A 15,556-nucleotide genomic window follows, 5' to 3' on the forward strand; every position below is an offset into this window, starting at 1 on the left:
GCGCCTCCCGTCCGGTCGTGGGCGCTTCAGCGCCCTGAGTTCACAGACCCGCGTTCACAGACCCCACACTCACAGGCCCGAGTAGCTGTGCAGACCCTTGAAGAAGACGTTGACGACGGAGAAGTTGAACATCACCGCACCGAAGCCGATGAGCGCCAGCCACGACGACCGCGCGCCACGCCAGCCGCGGGTCGCGCGAGCGTGGATGTAGCCCGCGTAGAGGACCCAGATGATGAAGGTCCAGACCTCTTTCGTGTCCCAGCCCCAGTAGCGGCCCCAGGCCCGCTCGGCCCAGATCGCACCGGCGATGAGGGTGAAGGTCCAGAGGACGAAGCCGACGAGGATGACGCGGTAGCTCAGGACCTCGAGGCGGTCGGCGTCGGGCAGCGTCTCCATGAAGCGCAGCTTCTTCGAGACCGGACGCCCCTGGCGGTACGTCTGCACGAGCTGCGACACCGCGAGCCCGGCGCCCAGGGCGAAGAACCCGGTGCCGGCGATGGCGACGAACACGTGGATGACGAGCCAGTACGACTGCAGCGCAGCCACGAGCGGGACGACCGGGACGTAGTAGTTCACCGTCGCGACGCCGAGCAGGATGAGCGTCAGACCGGAGATGAACACGCCGAGGAACTTGAGGTTCTGCCAGAGCTGCACCCCGAGGAAGATCAGCACGATCAGCGCCGTCCCCGTGAGGGAGAACTCGAACATGTTGCCCCACGGCACGCGGTCAGCGGCGATGCCCCGGAGCACGACGGCGCCGATGTGCAGGATGACCCCGAGGATCATCATCGCCATGCCGACGCGCTCGAACTTGGTGCCACGCTTCGTCGGGTCGGCCGGGGTGCCGGCGTCCACCTTCTCGAGCACGACGGTGCCGCCGCGGACCGTCGCGACGGTCTCGGCGGGGGCTGCGGCGGTCGGGGCAGCAGCGGTGACCTCAGACGCCGCGACGTTGCCCGCGCGCTTCGCCATGTCGAGCGCGAACGCGATGAACGCGATGACGTAGACGGCCATCGCCGAGTACGTCAGGACGACCGAGTAGCTGGCCAGAGTCGCGGTCATGTTCACTGGGGCATCCTAACGCCGAGGTCTGACACGTGCCGCTTGGCGATCTCCGCAACCGCACGTTCGAGGTTGGGGTCCTCGCCGCGGGCGAGCCCCGCGTACTCGAGGTCGTACTCCCCGTGCTCCGCGCCCTTCCGCGGGACGGCCTTGACCCACACGCGGCGACGGGGCACGAACAGCGAGGTGAGGAGCCCCAGGGTCGAGAGCAGCGCGAAGCCGCCCACCCAGAGCTGCGACGGGTCGTGGTGCACGTCGAGGGAGACGTAGCGCTTCACCCCGTCGAACGTGATCGACCCGGCACCGTCGGGCAGCTGCTTCGTCTGACCCGGCTTCAGCTGGACCGAGGCGGTGTCCGCGCGGGTACCGGCGATCTCCTTGAGTCCGCTGGTGTCGAGCGTGTAGACGCTCTGCGGGACCCCGTCGTCGAGACCGAGGTCGCCCGTGTAGACCTGCAGGCTCAGCAGCGGGTTCTCGGAGTCGGGGTAGGTGCTCGTGAACGCACCCGTCGACATCTCCTGCGCCGTCGGGTAGAAGAAGCCCTGGATGCCGAGCTGGTCGGGCTTCGCGTCCGGCACCTTGATGACGCCGACGGAGGTGTAGTTCGCGTCCTGCGGCAGGAAGGGCACGACGTCCTTGAACGCCACGTTGCCCTTGCCGTCCCGGACGGTCACCTGCATGGCGTACCCGTTGCCGAGCAGGTACACGTTCGTCCCGCCGATCGAGACCGGATCGTTCACGCCGAGTCGCTGGGTCTTCGTCTGGCCGCTCTTCGTGGTGGTCGTGACGGTGGCGTCGTAGTCGAGCGCCTGTCCGAGGGCGTTGAGGTTCTTCTCCTCGTACTTCGTCACGAACTTGTCGAGCTTGAGGTTGTAGCCCTGCAGGTCGGACTGCTGGAACCACCGCCCCGGGTTGAACGAGTCGTACGCCACGAGGCTGTTCGAGAAGGTCTGTCCCTCGACGAGGAGTCGCTGACCGGTGAACCCGAAGCCACCGCCGACGCCGACGGCGAGGAGCACACCGACCAGGGCCGCGTGGAAGACGAGGTTGCCGGTCTCGCGCAGGTAGCCGCGCTCCGCGCTGACCGAGTCGCCGAACCGCTCCACGCGGTACCCGGAGCGCTTGAGGATCGCCATGGCGCGCGTCACCGCGTGGTCGACGGACGGGAGGCCCGTGGCGGCGTCCGCTCCGTCGGCCGCGGTCGTGACGCTGGTCGCGTCCACCGGCACCGACTGGAAGCCCGCGAGGCGGCCGAGCCGGACGGGGGTCTTCGGCGGTCGGGTGCGCAGCGCCTGCCAGTGGTGCTTCGTCCGCGGGACGATGCAGCCGATCAGCGAGACGAAGAGCAGCAGGTAGATCGCGGAGAACCACACGGACGTGTAGGTGTCGAAGACCTGGAGCTTGTCGAGCACCGGGTAGAGCGCAGGGTGGTCAGACTTGTACTGCACGACACCGTTCGGGTCGGCGGTGCGCTGCGGGACGAGCGAGCCCGGGATGGCTGCGAGGGCGAGCAGCATGAGCAGGAACAGCGCCGTGCGCATGCTCGTCAGTTGGCGCCAGAAGAACCGGAGGTACCCGACGAGGCCGAGCTTCGGCTGCGCGACCTCGGCGCCGCCCGATGCGTCACGCTCACGCGGCGCCGGGGCGCTGTCGACGTGGTCGGACGGTCGCTGCGGGTCGGAGACGAGGTCGGTGCCCTCCTGGGCGTCGGTCGCGTCCTCGGCTCGGGGCGTGGCCGTGCCCTGGTGTTCAGACTGCCGGGACAAAGCTCTGGATCACCGCCCCGAGGCTCGACAAGACGGCCGACCAGATGCCGGTGACCATGAGCAGACCGATGACGATCAGGATCGCTCCTCCGATGATGTTGACGGTGCGCATGTGGCGCTTCACGGCGCGGATCGCCCCGGTGGCCCAGCCGGCGCCGAGCGCGACGAGGACGAACGGGATGCCGAGCCCGAGGCAGTAGGCCACACCGAGCCACATGCCCTGCCACGCACTGCCCGACTGGACGCTGAGCAGGTTGATCGCGGCGAGGGTCGGGCCGAGGCACGGCGTCCACCCGAGGCCGAACACGATGCCGAGCAGCGGTGCGCCGACGAGCCCGGTCGCGGGCGTCCAGCTCGGCTTGATCGTGCGCTGCATGAACGTGAAGCGCCCGACGAACACGAGGCCCATGAGGATGACCACGACGCCGAGCACCTGCGTGATGAGGTCGCGCCACCGGACGAGCCAGAACCCGAGCGCCCCGAACACGGTCGTGTACGCGACGAAGACCGCGGTGAACCCGGCGATGAAGAGCAGCACGCCCAGGACGACCCGCCCCTTGCGCTGCCCGCCCTCCGCGACGCCCCCGACGTACCCGAGGTAGCCCGGCACGAGCGGCAGGACGCACGGCGACAGGAACGACACGAGCCCGGCGAGCGCGGCCACGGGCAACGCCACGGCCATCTGCCCGCTGAGGATCGCGTCGGCGAAGGGGTTGCTGGCCACGGTCAGGAGGCCTTGGCCTTCCCGGTGAGCTCGTCGCTGACCAGGGTGTCGAGGATGCCCGGCCCGTCGACGGCACCGAGGACGCGTGCCGCGACCCGCCCCTCCTTGTCGAGGACGATCGTCGCGGGGACGGCGTTCGGGGCGACCTGGCCGGACATCGCGAGCTGCATCGACCCGGTGCCGGCGTCGAGCACGGTCGGGTAGTCGACACCGAAGGTGCGCTCGAAGGCCTCGGCGGTGCCCTGCTCGTCGCGGACGTTCACGCCGATGAACTGGACGTCGTCGGTGGAGTACTTCGCCTCGACCTTGTCGAGGTACTTCGCCTCGGCTCGGCACGGCGGGCAGCTGGCGTACCAGAAGTTGACGACGACGACCTTGCCCTTGAGGGCCTTCGACGACAGCCGCTCCCCCGTCATGCTCTTCACGTCGAACGAGATCGGGTCGGTGCGCTCGTCCACGGCGACCTCGGTCACCGCGCCGTTGCCGGAGATGTAGTTCTGCGTCGTCCCGTTGCCGTACTGCTTCGTGAGCGCGTCGTTGCTCGACGAGCACCCGGCGAGGGCGAGCGCGGCGACGACCGCCGTCGCCGCCACGGTCACGAGTCGCTTGCTGGTGGTCCTCACACTGCTCCTTCGTCGATCGCGGACGCCCGGAGCCGTTCGGCCGGGTCCGCGTACCCGACCTCGGTGAAGCGACCGGTCGGCGTGGCGGGCACACGCTCGAGCGTCGTGATGCTGGAGAGGTCGCAGCGACGCTGCCGCGGGTCGTGCCAGAGGTGCTCGCCGGCGAGTCGGCGGTGCACCATCCAGATGGGCAGCTGGTGGCTGACGAGGACGACGTCGCCCTCGTCCACGCTCTCCCACGCCGTGGCGACGGCCGCGAGCATGCGGTTCGCGATCGACTCGTAGGCCTCGCCCCAGCTCGGGCGGAACGGGTTCGCGATCCAGGGCCACTCGGCCGGGCGGCCGATCGACCGCTTGGTGAACCCCGGGGGCTGGCCCTCGTAGCGGTTCGTCGGCTCGATGAGGCGTTCGTCGAGGGCGACCTCGAGCCCGTAGACCTCGGCCCAGGGCGCCGCCGACTCCTGCGTGCGCTGCAGCGGCGAGGCCACGATCCGTCGGACGTCGACGCCTGCGTCGTGCCACGCAGCGGCTGACGCGGCGGCCATCTGCTTGCCGAGGTCGCTCAGTCCGAAGCCCGGGAGCCGACCGTAGAGGACACGGTCGGGGTTGTACACCTCGCCGTGACGGACGAGGTGGACTCGGGTCGCGGGCATGGCCTCCAGTCTAGGTCGCCCGGGCGCTCCCACCCCCCGCCCAGGGGATTCACGGCTGCAGGGACGCTCAGGAGTCCGCTCAGCCGAGGTGGCCGGACAGGCGTCCGTGGATGGCGACCGAACCGGTGTTGAGGTTCTCCACCCGGACGCTCGAGCCGTGCTGCGCGTACCGCTGTTCGACGCCGTCGAGCGCAGCCACGGTGCTGGCGTCGAACACGTGCGCGTCGGTCATGTCGACGATGACGTGCTCGGGGTCCTCGGCGTAGGAGAACCGGGTCACGAGGTCGTTCGAGCTCGCGAAGAAGAGGGCTCCCCGCACGCGGTACCGCACCGTCTGCTCGTCGACGGGTTCGCGGACCACCGACACCACGTGGGCAGCGCGACGAGCGAAGACCAGCGCGGCCGCCACGACTCCCACGAGCACCCCCGTCGCGAGGTTGTCCGTCGCCACGACGACCACGACCGTGAGCGCCATCACGACGGTCTCGCCGAGCGGCATCCGGCGCAGGGTGTTCGGCCGGATGCTGTGCCAGTCGAAGGTGGCGACGCACACCATCACCATCACCGCGGTGAGCGCGGCCATCGGGATCTGCGCGACGAGGTCGTGCAGGACGATGGTGAGCACCAGCACGGAGACGCCGGCGACGAAGGTCGAGATCCGGGTCCGCGCGCCGGCGGTCTTCACGTTGATCACGGTCTGACCGATCATCGCGCAGCCGCCGGTCCCACCGAAGAACGCCGACGCGATGTTCGCGATGCCCTGCCCCCACGACTCCCGCCACCCGCTCGACCCCGTCTCGGTGATCGCGTCGACGAGCTGGGCGGTGAGCAGGGTCTCGATGAGCCCCACGACCGCCATGCCGAACGCGTACGGCGCGATGATCTGCAGCGTCTCGAGGCTGAACGGGACGGTGACGCCGTTGAAGCCGGGGAGTGCCGTCGGCAGGGCACCCTCGTCGCCCACGGTCGGCACGGCGACGCCGAAGACGATCGTGATCGCCGTGATGACGACCACGACGACGAGCGGCGCGGGGACGGCCTTCGTCAGGAACGGGAAGCCGACGATCACCGCGATGCCGAGCGCCGTCAGCGGCCACACCACGAACGGCACGTCGTGGCCGAACAGGTTCGGGAGCTGCGCGGTGAAGATGAGGATCGCGAGGGCGTTCACGAACGCGACGTTCACGCTCCGCGGGATGAACCGCATCAGCCGTGCGACCCCGAGCAGGCCGAGGACGATCTGCACGACGCCGCCGAGCAGCACCGCGGGCACGAGGTACGCGATGCCGTGGTCGCGGACGAGCGGTGCGATGACGAGCGCGACCGAGCCCGCCGCGGCGGACACCATCGCCGGCCGGCCGCCGACGAACGCGATCACGACCGCGATCACCACGCTGGAGAACAGGCCGACCGCCGGGTCGACCCCGGCGACGACCGAGAAGGAGATCGCTTCCGGGATGAGGGCCAGCGCCGTGACGACGCCGGCGAGGACCTCGCGGGTGAGCAGGCGCGGGGAGCGGAGGGCGCCGAGGACGCTCGGCGGCGTCGGGGCGTGGGTGATCGCTGACATCGCGGACAACTCTACCCTCACGTGAGGGTAGGGTCGATACGATGGTCCGGTGGACACGATGCACATCGGGGAACTGGCCGAGCGCGCCGGCATGTCCCTGCGCACGATCCGGCACTACGACGAGGTCGGGCTCCTCGTCCCGAGCGGTCGCACCGCGGGCGGGTTCCGCGTCTACACCGCCGAGGACCTCGAGCGGCTGCTCGTGATCCGTCGCATGAAGCCCCTCGGCTTCACCCTCGACGAGATGGCGGAGCTCCTGCGGGTCGTCGATGGCCTGCGCACCCGTGCCGGCGACGACGAGGCCGCCCTGGCTGCTCGGCTCGACGAGTTCCTCGAGGACGCCAGGGCGCGGCACGCGAAGCTCGTCGAGCGCGCGGGCATGGCCGAGGAGTTCATCGGCACCCTCGGTTCACTCCGCGCTTCGCTCCCCTGACAGCCGGCCCGCCTCGATGAGCCGTCGGCGCTCTGTCCGGGCCGCCCTCCACTCGGCTTGCCGTCGGATCAGTTCGTCGTGCTCCCAGATGAGCCGACGCGCCTTCCACGGCCGCAGTCGGTACTTCCGGCGAATCCGCTGCCGCCACTCCTCCTGCCGCCGTCGGACCAGCGCCAGGACCGGGTCTTCCGTCGTCATCTTTCTTCCCTCCCGGTGATGAGTCCCAGCACCATCGTGCCGAGCACGGCGTCGTCTTCGCGAAGCATCTGCATGTCGTACATCGCGTCGGCTCCGATGGTCCCGATCTCCGCTCGCCCGACGTCCGCGTCACAGGCCTGATCGACGATCCACACGAATCTGGACCACGCCCGGTCGCGCTCCTCACGAGCGACGTCCCGCCTCCACCGGATCACCGCCCACACGCCCCCGACGAACGCCACGAGCAGCGTGAACGCCGCTGTGCAGACCGCTGCCACGACGACCGCCACCGCCGCCGGCGGCCACGCCGCCAGCACCTCGCTCCCTTCCGTCACCGCACCTCCCAGAACTCGCGACCCGACCACCTCGACGACGCTACGGACCCGCGCGGGGTGATCCGCGCCTCCCGGCCGACCCTGTGGACCGCACCGCGCATCGCACCCGGTGTGGAGGACCCGGTTAGACTCGACCCCCGTGATCGAACGCACCCGCATCGCCGAACTCGCCGCGCTCCCCGACGGCCCCGTCTCCGTCGCCGGATGGGTCGAGACCGTCCGAGACCAGAAGAAGGTGCAGTTCGTCGTCCTCCGCGACGAGACCGGCGCCGCGCAGCTCGTGAACCCCGCCACCCGTGAGGCCGAGGACGGCGACGACGCCGCACAGGCCGCGCTCGCCACCACGAACGAGATCTCCGGCCTCGCCAAGGGGACGTTCGTGCACGTGCAGGGCACGCTCAAGCACGACGAGCGCGTCAAGCTCGGCGGGCTCGAGGTCAAGGTCGGCTCGCTCGAGGTCGTCAGCGCCGCGATCCCGGAGACCCCGATCGCGGACGACTCGTCGCTCGACAAGCGGCTCGACTGGCGCTTCCTCGACCTCCGCAACCGCAAGCAGAACCTCATCTTCCGCATCCAGACGACCATGGAGCACGCGTTCCGCTCGTACTGGATCGACCGCGACTACATCGAGATCCACACGCCGAAGCTCATGGCGTCGGCGTCCGAGTCGCGCGCCGAGCTCTTCCAGCTCGAGTACTTCGAGACGACCGCGTACCTGGCCCAGTCGCCGCAGAACTTCAAGCAGATGGCCCAGCCGGCCGGCTTCGGGGCCGTCTTCGAGATCGCCGACGCCTTCCGCGCCGACCCGTCGTTCACGAGCCGTCACGCGACCGAGTTCACGAGCGTCGACGCCGAGATCTCGTGGGTGGAGTCGCACCAGGACGTCATGGCGATGCACGAGGAGGTCCTCGTCGCCGGCTTCACGGCCGTCAAGGAGAAGTACGGCAAGGAGATCGAGGAGGTCTTCGGCTTCGAGTTCGTCGTCCCGACCGCCCCGTTCCCGCGCGTGACGCTCGCCGAGGCACGGAAGATCGTGGCCGACAGCGGCTACGACGTGGTGCGCGCCGACGGCGACCTCGACCCCGAGGGCGAGCGCCGTGTGAGCGCCTGGGCCAAGGAGACCCACGGCTCCGAGTTCGTCTTCGTCACCGACTACGACGCCTCGATCCGGCCGTACTACCACATGCGTCACGAGGACGACCCGACGCTCACGAACAGCTACGACCTGCTGTTCAACGGCGCGGAGATCTCCACCGGTGCGCAGCGCGAGCACCGGGTCGACCGGCTCGCCGCGCAGGCGGAGGAGAAGGGCCTCGACACCGCCGAGATCGACTGGTACCTCGACTTCTTCCGCTACGGCGTCCCGCCGCACGGCGGCTTCGGCATGGGCCTCGCGCGCGTGCTCATGCTCGCGCTGCACGAGCCGTCGATCCGCGAGGTGACGTACCTGTTCCGCGGTCCGACGCGCCTCACCCCGTAGTCCCGCGCCGCACGACGACAGCCCCCTCCCGATCGGGAGGGGGCTGTCGCGTTCCGGGTGGTCGCGAGGCGACCGGCCGGGAGGCTCGGCTCAGCTCTGCCAGTCGATGGCCGCCCGCCCCGTGACCAGTCCGCGGATCTCCGCGGCCGCCGCCTGGTGGTCCGGGTGCACCTGGTACGCGTCGAGCCCGGCGAGGTCGTCGAAGGTCGCGACGACGGCGAGGTCGGAGTTCTTGTCCGGGTAGGCGACGTTCTCGACGACCTCGAGCGAGCGGATCGACGGCACGGTCCCGACCAGCCCCGTGAGGAGCTCCCGCACACGGGCGATCGAGGCGTCGCGATCGACGTCCTCACGGAGGGTCCAGGCGACGACGTGGTGGATCATGCGGAGGCCTCTGCCTTCTCGAGGGCACGGTGGAGCCGGTCGGCGTCGACGTGCCAGTTGCTGTGGACGCGCCCGTCGACCAGGACGACCGGGATGTCCTCGGCGTACTCCTCGCGGAGGGTGTCGTCGTCGAGGATCGACCGCTCCTGCAGCGTGACACCGGGGTGTTCGGCGACGACCCGTTCGACGATCGGTCGAGCGTCGTCGCAGAGGTGGCATCCGGGCTTCGTCAGGAGGGTCACGGCGGGCATGGCATCAGCGTACCGGCCGGTGTCCGAAGCCCTCCGGCATGCGTGGCGTACCCGAACCCGGCGGGCCGGAAGTCTCGAGCGGGGCGGGCCGGGGAACACGAAAGCCCCGGCGGACCGGGGCTTCGGGTGCAAGTACTGGACTTACTTCGCTGCGCCTACTTCTTGTTGCGACGCTGGTGGCGCGTCTTGCGAAGGAGCTTGCGGTGCTTCTTCTTCGCCATGCGCTTGCGGCGCTTCTTGATGACAGAACCCATAGTGGACCTCGCTCGGAACGATGCTGATGTGTGGACACCGCGCCCGTCGGGACCGCGGAAAATCAACCCGGCCGAGTCTAGCGGAGCGCGCCGGTCCTGTCGAACACGGTGGCCGCACCCGGCGCGGTGGGCGGTCAGCCGACGTCGGCGATGCCCCCGCGCAGGACGTCGGCGACCGCCGACTCCGGCACGCGGAACGACCGACCGAAGCGGATGGCCGGGAGCTCCCCGGCGTGCACCATGCGGTAGACGGTCATCTTCGAGACGCGCATCATCTCCGCGACCTCGGCCACGGTGAGGAAACGCACGTCGTCGAAACTGCCGGTCATGATCCGCCTTCGGGGACTCGTGCTGGGCGACGGGCGCCGAACGCACGGGTTGGGTGTGACCTGTGTGGTCTCTGATCACTGTAGAGGCCGGTGGGAGAGCGTGTCCAGGCGCGCGGTCACGACTCGGCCACGACAGCGACGAGCGCACGCCCCGGAGGGCGTCGGGCGAGCGGGCGCAGCCGGTGCCCGCGCCGGTGCCGGTGCCGGTGCCGGTGCCGGTGCCGGTGCCGGGCGAGCGTGCTCAGTCCTCGTCGCCCCGGCGGGTGAAGCGCTTCCGGCCGCGGTCGACGACGCGTTCCCAGCCCTGCTGTGCTCCCGTGAGCGCCGCCGAGGCACGGTAGGACGCCTCCGCCATGACGCGGCCGAGCTCCGTACCGACCTCGACGGTGGCCTTGCCCGCGGCACCGTTCCGACGCACCGAGACCGGTTGCCCGTCCGGCGTCCACGCGGTCGTGGCCGGGGTGCCGTCGGCGTCGACCGCCCCCGTGAACGACAGGACCCACTCCTCCACGGGCAGGAGCGGTTCCGGGTCGAGACGGTAGTAGCGGTGCTGGCCCTCCTCGCGACTGGACACGAGTCCGATGTCACGGAGCACGCGCAGGTGCTTCGAAACGGTCGGCTGGCTGACGCCAAGCTTCTCGACGAGCTGGCCGACGCTGAGTTCGCCGCCGGTGACGTCCGACCCGTAGGCGGCGAGGAGCGCTCCGAGCAGTTCGCGTCGGGTGGGGTCCGCCACGACGGAGAAGATGTCGGCCATGGGGGCAAGGCTATCCGCCCCGTCGCGGATGTACCATGCCATGCGACCCGCCCATGTCCCCGGAGGCATACGACGATGCTGGACCGCACGGAAGAGCTGCGCCTCGGTCCGTCGACCTCGCGTCGTCGCCTGGCTCAGCTCGGAGCGGTCCTCCGGGCGTCGCCGTCCCGCCTGGCGATCCTGGTGTTCCTGGCGTTGATCTTCGTGTTCACGTCGCTCTTCATGACGCCGTTGGCGGCAGCGGACGGACGAGCGACGCACTTCTCCGACGCGCTCTTCACCGCGGCGTCCGTGGTCTGCGTCACCGGGCTCGCGACCGTCGACATGGCGACCCACTGGTCGGTGTTCGGCAAGGTCGTCATCGTCGTCGGTACGCAGATCGGTGCGGTCGGCGTGCTCACCTTCGCCTCGATCCTCGGTCTCGTCGTGACGCGCCGGCTCGGACTGCGGGCGAAGCTCATGGCCGCTGGTGACTCGAACCCGCTCCGCACCCACCACGGCGCCGTGCCCGAGGGGCAGGCGGTCCGGCTCGGAGAGGTCGGCACGCTGCTCGCGACGGTGGCGGTGAGCACCCTGACCATCGAGATCGCGGTCGGCCTGCTGCTGCTCCCGTCGGTGCTCGTCGCCGGTTACCCGTTCTGGACCGCGGTCGGTGATGCCTTCTACTACGCCGCGATGGCCTTCACGAACACGGGCTTCTCCCCCAACGCCGAGGGCCTGACGCCCTTCGCGAACGACTACTGGTTCCTGACCCTCCTCATGATCGCGGTCGTCGCGGGGTCGATCGGGTTCCCCGTCATCCGCACCATCACCAAGCAGTTCCGCACGCCGCGACGCTGGTCGCTCCACGTCAAGCTCACCCTCGTCACGAGCGCGGTCCTGCTCCTCGTCGGCGCGGTCGTCTACACCGCGCTCGAGGCGTCGAACAAGGCCACGCTCGGTGAGGCCGGTGCCGGTCACACGGCGTTCCAGGCACTCTTCTTCTCGACGATGACCCGCTCGGGCGGCTTCGCGACCATCGACGTCGAACAGATGCACGGCGCGAGCCTGCTCGTCACGGACATGCTCATGTTCATCGGTGGCGGCTCGGCCTCGACCGCCGGCGGCATCAAGGTGACGACCCTCGCCGTGCTCTTCCTCGCCGCCGTCGCCGAGGCGCGCGGCCGGCAGAGCATGGAGGCCTTCGGGCGTCGCATCCCGAGCGACGTGCTCCGCGTCGCGGTCGCCGTCGTGCTCTGGGGAGCGACGATCGTCGCCGTCTCGACCATCACCCTCCTGCAGATCACGCGCGACTCGCTCGACCGCGTCCTGTTCGAGGTGATCTCGGCCTTCGCCACGTGCGGCCTGTCCTCCGGCATCTCCGCCGAACTGCCCGAGGCCGGCAAGTACGTGCTCGCCGCCACGATGTTCCTCGGCCGGGTCGGTACAGTGACGATCGCCGCAGCCCTCGCCGCCAGCCAGAGCCGGCAGTTGTTCCGTCGCCCCGAGGAGAGGCCGATCGTTGGCTGACCGTTCCCGCACCCCGCTGCCGTCCACGCACCCGCTCGCCGGCGCCGTCAGCCACGACGCGCCGGTCCTGGTGATCGGTCTCGGCCGCTTCGGTGCCGCGACCGCCGGGCAGCTCGAGCGACAGCACCGTGAGGTCCTCGTGGTCGACACGGACGCGGGCCTCGTGCAGAAGTGGTCCGACCGCGTGACCCACGCGGTGCAGGCCGACGCGACCGACATGGACGCACTCCGGCAGATCGGCGCCCAGGACTTCGCGATCGCCGTCGTCGGTGTCGGCTCGGACCTGGAGTCGAGCGTCCTCATCACGGCGAACCTCGTCGACCTCGGCATCCCCCAGATCTGGGCGAAGGCCGTCAGCCGCTCGCACGGCGTGATCCTGTCGCGCATCGGCGCGAACCACGTCGTCTACCCGGAGCGCGAGGCCGGTGAGCGCACCGCACACCTCGTCTCGGGCCGGATGCTCGACTTCATCCAGTTCGACGACGACTTCGCCGTCGTGAAGATGTTCCCGCCGGCTGCGGTGCGCGGGAAGGACCTCGCGACGACGGTCATCCGGACGCGCTTCGGCCTGACGGTGCTCGGGATCAAGACCCCGGGGCAGGCGTTCGTTCCCGCCACGCCCGAGAGCGTCATCGGCGAGGACGACGTCATCATCGTCTCGGGCGCGACCGCCGACCTGGAGCGCTTCGCAGCCGTGGAGTGAGCGGTCGGGTCACGGCCGGGAGGCAGGTGGCGGGCCCGCACCGCGCCTCCAGGCCGCCCCGTGGTCACGTCCACCGCAGCCGCGTCAGCCGGCCGCGATCTCCTCGGCCCGCGCGATGGCAGCGCGCGACGCGCGCAGCAGCGTCGCCGAGAGGTCGGCGTCCTGCAGGACCGCGAGGGCGCGCTCGGTGGTGCCCTTCGGGCTGGTGACGGCACGGCGGAGCTCCGCCGGCGTCTTCCCGGAGGACTCGAGGAGCGCGACCGCCCCGCTCACCGTGCCCTGCACCATGGTGGCGGCCTGCTCCGGCGTGAACCCGAGTTCCTCGGCCGCCCGCTGCCACTGCTCCACGAGCAGGAACACGTAGGCGGGGCCGGAGCCGGACACCGCCGACAGGGCGTCGAGCTGGGACTCGGGCACCTCGATCACCGAGCCCGACACCGAGAAGACCGACGACGCGAGTGCGACCGCGTCCTCGTCGGCCGAGGCCCCGGCGCTGATCCCGGTGACGCCCTGCCCGACACCGATCGGCGTGTTCGGCAGCGCCCGGACGACCCGGACGCCCTCGGGTACGGCCGCCTCCATGCTCGCGGTCGTGGTGCCGACGGCGACGCTGACGAGGACCGTCCCGGGTGCGAGGTCGTCCGCGACCTCGGCGAGGAGGTCGGCGATCATGTACGGCTTCACCCCGACGACGACGAGCCCCGCTCCACGGACGGCGGTGCGGTTCGCGTCGGGCTCGGTGTCGCTCGCGTGCGCGTCGAGCCCACGAGCACGGTGCGCCGCCGCGGACGCCTCCGACTTCGTCGTGAGGACGACGGTCGACGGGTCGAGACCGGCGGCGAGGAGCCCGTCGAGGACCGCGCCGGACATGGAACCGACGCCGAGCAGGGCGGTGCGGGGCAGTTCGATGGTCATGACCCCCGACCCTACCGACGGCCTAGGATCGTCAGTCAGGCCAGGACTGAAGGGGTACCCGTGAGCGCTTCCGGAGGCACGAAGGCGATCCTCGCCGCACTCGGTGCGAACGTCGGCATCGCGATCGTGAAGTTCGTCGCGGCGGCGATCAGCGGCTCGGCGTCGATGCTGGCGGAGGGCGTGCACTCCCTCGCCGACTCGGCGAACCAACTCCTGCTGCTGCTCGGCGGTCGGCGGGCACGGCGGGCCGCGGACGAGGAGCATCCGTTCGGCTACGGGCGCGAGCGGTACGTGTACGCGTTCGTCGTGTCGATCGTGCTGTTCTCCGTCGGCGGCGTGTTCTCGCTCTACGAGGGCATCGAGAAGCTGCGGAACCCGCACCCGCTCGAGAGCTGGTGGCTCCCGCTGCTCGTGCTCGTCATCGCGATCGGCCTCGAGGGCTTCTCGCTCCGGACGGCACTCCGCGAGGCACGGCCGAACAAGGGCTCGCTGTCGTGGGTGCAGTACGTGCGACGCGCCAAGGCCCCGGAGCTCCCGGTGGTCATGCTCGAGGACACCGCCGCGCTGACCGGCCTCGTCTTCGCGTTGTTCGGCGTCGGCCTGACCGCGATCACCGGCAACGGGGTGTTCGACGCGATCGGCACGATCCTCATCGCGGTGCTGCTGATCGCCGTGGCACTGGTGCTCGGCGTCGAGACGAAGAGCCTGCTCGTGGGCGAGGGGGCCACCGCGGCCGACGTCGCCAAGATCAAGGACGCCGTGCTCGACGGCCCCGAGGTCGAGTCGATCATCCACATCAAGACGCTCTACCTCGGCCCGGACGAGCTCATGGTCGGCGTGAAGGTCGCGGTCGACGGCGACCGGCGGCTCGGCGACGTCGCGGCGGGCATCGACACCGTCGAACACCGGGTCCGCCAGGCGGTGCCGATCGCCCGGGTGATCTACGTCGAGCCCGACGTGCTCCGCACCGGACCGCGGCCGCCGACCGAGGCCATCGTCCTCCGCGCTGCCGACTGATCGGCCTCGACTGAGGGTCGCCTTGCTGGCGGCCCGCATACCGGATGTTGCACGATGGCGGCATGACCGCGCTCCGTGACGTCCTGCTCATCCTCCACTTCATCGGCCTCGCGGCGGTGATCGGTTCGTTCCTGTTCCAGGTGCGCCGCAAGGGCGGGTTCGAGACGAACTGGGCGATCATCGGCCTCGTGACGCAGCTCGTGACGGGCCTCGGGCTGATGGGTCTCATCGACGCCACCACGGACGGCGGAGCGAACCACGCCAAGCTCGGCGTCAAGCTCGTCATCGCCCTGGTCGCGCTCGTGCTCGCGTTCGTCGCCCGCTCGAGGCAGAAGCGGGCGGACGCCGGCCAGGCGAAGGACAAGGCCGCACTGCCGTTCTTCCACTCGGCCGGCGCGCTCGCGATCGTGAACGTGCTCATCGCCGTCATCTGGTGACGACCTGACGGACCCGCCGACGTGCGGACGGGAGGCGCGGTGCCAGCTGGCACCGCGCCTCCCGTCCGTCTGCGCGCGCTTCCCGTCTGCGCGCGCTTCCCGTCTGCGACGGCTTCGAGGATCGCGCCCCGTCGCGGACGTCGCGCCCCCGCAGGC

19 protein-coding genes are annotated in these 15,556 nt (G+C 70.3%); 6 read left to right on the forward strand and 13 right to left on the reverse strand.

Translation table 11 applies throughout. The annotated features are described in order from the left end of the window. Positions 1-69 precede the first annotated feature (69 nt). The 6 genes from ccsB to ACSW7Y_RS10190 form a co-directional block, all read right to left on the reverse strand. Complete coding sequence (gene ccsB, locus ACSW7Y_RS10165; protein ID WP_438126174.1) at positions 70-1,062, reverse strand: c-type cytochrome biogenesis protein CcsB; 993 nt, start codon at positions 1,060-1,062, stop codon at positions 70-72. Between the two features lie 2 nt (positions 1,063-1,064). Next, entirely contained in the window at positions 1,065-2,828 is a 1,764-nt protein-coding gene (gene resB / locus ACSW7Y_RS10170; protein ID WP_438126175.1) for a cytochrome c biogenesis protein ResB, read from the reverse strand. Beyond that, positions 2,812-3,510, reverse strand: coding sequence for a cytochrome c biogenesis CcdA family protein (locus ACSW7Y_RS10175; protein WP_438126188.1), 699 nt, complete (start codon positions 3,508-3,510; stop codon positions 2,812-2,814). The genes resB and ACSW7Y_RS10175 overlap by 17 nt, the downstream gene beginning before the upstream one ends. 44 nt (positions 3,511-3,554) lie before the next feature. Then, a complete protein-coding gene (locus ACSW7Y_RS10180; RefSeq protein WP_438126176.1) occupies positions 3,555-4,175 on the reverse strand; it encodes a TlpA family protein disulfide reductase in 621 nt (206 codons plus the stop codon). Further along, positions 4,172-4,828 (reverse strand): histidine phosphatase family protein, encoded by a 657-nt coding sequence (locus tag ACSW7Y_RS10185; RefSeq protein ID WP_438126177.1) that lies wholly within the window; start codon positions 4,826-4,828, stop codon positions 4,172-4,174. The genes ACSW7Y_RS10180 and ACSW7Y_RS10185 overlap by 4 nt, the downstream gene beginning before the upstream one ends. A 79-nt stretch (positions 4,829-4,907) precedes the next feature. Then, positions 4,908-6,398 (reverse strand): SulP family inorganic anion transporter, encoded by a 1,491-nt coding sequence (locus ACSW7Y_RS10190; RefSeq protein ID WP_438126178.1) that lies wholly within the window; start codon positions 6,396-6,398, stop codon positions 4,908-4,910. Positions 6,399-6,456: 58 nt separating this feature from the next. On the opposite strand from ACSW7Y_RS10190, the gene ACSW7Y_RS10195 reads away from it, so the two are divergent. Further along, a complete protein-coding gene (locus tag ACSW7Y_RS10195; RefSeq protein ID WP_438126189.1) occupies positions 6,457-6,831 on the forward strand; it encodes a MerR family transcriptional regulator in 375 nt (124 codons plus the stop codon). A 194-nt stretch (positions 6,832-7,025) separates the two neighbouring features. On the opposite strand, the gene ACSW7Y_RS10200 is transcribed toward ACSW7Y_RS10195, so the two are convergent. Beyond that, positions 7,026-7,394 carry a hypothetical protein gene (locus tag ACSW7Y_RS10200; RefSeq protein ID WP_438126179.1) on the reverse strand — a complete coding sequence of 123 codons (369 nt, stop codon included), beginning with the start codon at positions 7,392-7,394 and terminating at the stop codon, positions 7,026-7,028. Positions 7,395-7,503: 109 nt separating this feature from the next. Here ACSW7Y_RS10200 and aspS point away from each other — a divergent pair, with 109 nt between their 5' ends. Next, positions 7,504-8,844 carry an aspartate--tRNA(Asn) ligase gene (aspS, locus tag ACSW7Y_RS10205; RefSeq protein WP_438126180.1) on the forward strand — a complete coding sequence of 447 codons (1,341 nt, stop codon included), beginning with the start codon at positions 7,504-7,506 and terminating at the stop codon, positions 8,842-8,844. Positions 8,845-8,934: 90 nt separating this feature from the next. Here aspS and ACSW7Y_RS10210 read toward each other — a convergent pair whose 3' ends face one another. From ACSW7Y_RS10210 to ACSW7Y_RS10230, 5 genes are all read right to left on the reverse strand, one after another. Next, positions 8,935-9,228 carry a Dabb family protein gene (locus tag ACSW7Y_RS10210; RefSeq protein ID WP_438126181.1) on the reverse strand — a complete coding sequence of 98 codons (294 nt, stop codon included), beginning with the start codon at positions 9,226-9,228 and terminating at the stop codon, positions 8,935-8,937. Then, on the reverse strand, positions 9,225-9,479 hold the full coding sequence (locus ACSW7Y_RS10215) for a glutaredoxin family protein (protein WP_438126182.1): 255 nt from the start codon (positions 9,477-9,479) through the stop codon (positions 9,225-9,227). Before ACSW7Y_RS10215 ends, ACSW7Y_RS10210 begins: the two co-directional genes overlap by 4 nt. Positions 9,480-9,634: 155 nt before the next feature. Continuing rightward, positions 9,635-9,733, reverse strand: a complete 99-nt coding sequence (locus tag ACSW7Y_RS10220; protein ID WP_003792170.1) for a 30S ribosomal protein bS22 — start codon at positions 9,731-9,733, stop codon at positions 9,635-9,637. A gap of 134 nt (positions 9,734-9,867) precedes the next feature. Beyond that, entirely contained in the window at positions 9,868-10,062 is a 195-nt protein-coding gene (locus tag ACSW7Y_RS10225; protein ID WP_022902482.1) for a helix-turn-helix domain-containing protein, read from the reverse strand. Positions 10,063-10,303: 241 nt separating this feature from the next. Beyond that, positions 10,304-10,819, reverse strand: a complete 516-nt coding sequence (locus tag ACSW7Y_RS10230; RefSeq protein WP_438126183.1) for an ArsR/SmtB family transcription factor — start codon at positions 10,817-10,819, stop codon at positions 10,304-10,306. A gap of 75 nt (positions 10,820-10,894) precedes the next feature. Between ACSW7Y_RS10230 and ACSW7Y_RS10235 the strand changes: the two genes are divergently transcribed. Together ACSW7Y_RS10235 and ACSW7Y_RS10240 are read left to right on the forward strand one after the other, a co-directional pair. Next, positions 10,895-12,328, forward strand: a complete 1,434-nt coding sequence (locus ACSW7Y_RS10235) for a TrkH family potassium uptake protein (RefSeq protein ID WP_438126184.1) — start codon at positions 10,895-10,897, stop codon at positions 12,326-12,328. A 16-nt stretch (positions 12,329-12,344) separates the two neighbouring features. Further along, entirely contained in the window at positions 12,345-13,031 is a 687-nt protein-coding gene (locus tag ACSW7Y_RS10240; RefSeq protein ID WP_438126190.1) for a potassium channel family protein, read from the forward strand. 84 nt (positions 13,032-13,115) lie between these two features. On the opposite strand, the gene proC is transcribed toward ACSW7Y_RS10240, so the two are convergent. Beyond that, the gene (proC, locus tag ACSW7Y_RS10245; RefSeq protein ID WP_438126185.1) at positions 13,116-13,946 is read right to left on the reverse strand and encodes a pyrroline-5-carboxylate reductase; all 831 of its coding nucleotides are present in this window, start codon (positions 13,944-13,946) and stop codon (positions 13,116-13,118) included. A 60-nt stretch (positions 13,947-14,006) separates the two neighbouring features. Here proC and ACSW7Y_RS10250 point away from each other — a divergent pair, with 60 nt between their 5' ends. Together ACSW7Y_RS10250 and ACSW7Y_RS10255 are read left to right on the forward strand one after the other, a co-directional pair. Then, the gene (locus ACSW7Y_RS10250) at positions 14,007-14,963 is read left to right on the forward strand and encodes a cation diffusion facilitator family transporter (RefSeq protein WP_438126186.1); all 957 of its coding nucleotides are present in this window, start codon (positions 14,007-14,009) and stop codon (positions 14,961-14,963) included. 62 nt (positions 14,964-15,025) lie between these two features. Beyond that, entirely contained in the window at positions 15,026-15,400 is a 375-nt protein-coding gene (locus tag ACSW7Y_RS10255) for a hypothetical protein (protein ID WP_438126187.1), read from the forward strand. The last annotated feature ends 156 nt before the right edge of the window (positions 15,401-15,556 follow it).

The sequence above is a fragment of the Curtobacterium flaccumfaciens genome (genome assembly GCF_051548005.1).
GTDB lineage: Bacteria > Actinomycetota > Actinomycetes > Actinomycetales > Microbacteriaceae > Curtobacterium.

Bases quoted from the DNA above. Each gene is read 5' to 3' on its own strand.
- ccsB (WP_438126174.1), bottom strand. From the start codon at position 1,062: ATGACCGCGACTCTGGCCAGCTACTCGGTCGTCCTGACGTACTCGGCG.
- ACSW7Y_RS10175 (WP_438126188.1), bottom strand. From the start codon at position 3,510: ATGGCCGTGGCGTTGCCCGTGGCCGCGCTCGCCGGGCTCGTGTCGTTC.
- ACSW7Y_RS10185 (WP_438126177.1), bottom strand. From the start codon at position 4,828: ATGCCCGCGACCCGAGTCCACCTCGTCCGTCACGGCGAGGTGTACAAC.
- ACSW7Y_RS10190 (WP_438126178.1), bottom strand. From the start codon at position 6,398: ATGTCAGCGATCACCCACGCCCCGACGCCGCCGAGCGTCCTCGGCGCC.
- ACSW7Y_RS10195 (WP_438126189.1), top strand. From the start codon at position 6,457: ATGCACATCGGGGAACTGGCCGAGCGCGCCGGCATGTCCCTGCGCACG.
- ACSW7Y_RS10210 (WP_438126181.1), bottom strand. From the start codon at position 9,228: ATGATCCACCACGTCGTCGCCTGGACCCTCCGTGAGGACGTCGATCGC.
- ACSW7Y_RS10215 (WP_438126182.1), bottom strand. From the start codon at position 9,479: ATGCCCGCCGTGACCCTCCTGACGAAGCCCGGATGCCACCTCTGCGAC.
- ACSW7Y_RS10220 (WP_003792170.1), bottom strand. From the start codon at position 9,733: ATGGGTTCTGTCATCAAGAAGCGCCGCAAGCGCATGGCGAAGAAGAAG.
- ACSW7Y_RS10225 (WP_022902482.1), bottom strand. From the start codon at position 10,062: ATGACCGGCAGTTTCGACGACGTGCGTTTCCTCACCGTGGCCGAGGTC.
- ACSW7Y_RS10230 (WP_438126183.1), bottom strand. From the start codon at position 10,819: ATGGCCGACATCTTCTCCGTCGTGGCGGACCCCACCCGACGCGAACTG.
- ACSW7Y_RS10235 (WP_438126184.1), top strand. From the start codon at position 10,895: ATGCTGGACCGCACGGAAGAGCTGCGCCTCGGTCCGTCGACCTCGCGT.
- proC (WP_438126185.1), bottom strand. From the start codon at position 13,946: ATGACCATCGAACTGCCCCGCACCGCCCTGCTCGGCGTCGGTTCCATG.
- ACSW7Y_RS10255 (WP_438126187.1), top strand. From the start codon at position 15,026: ATGACCGCGCTCCGTGACGTCCTGCTCATCCTCCACTTCATCGGCCTC.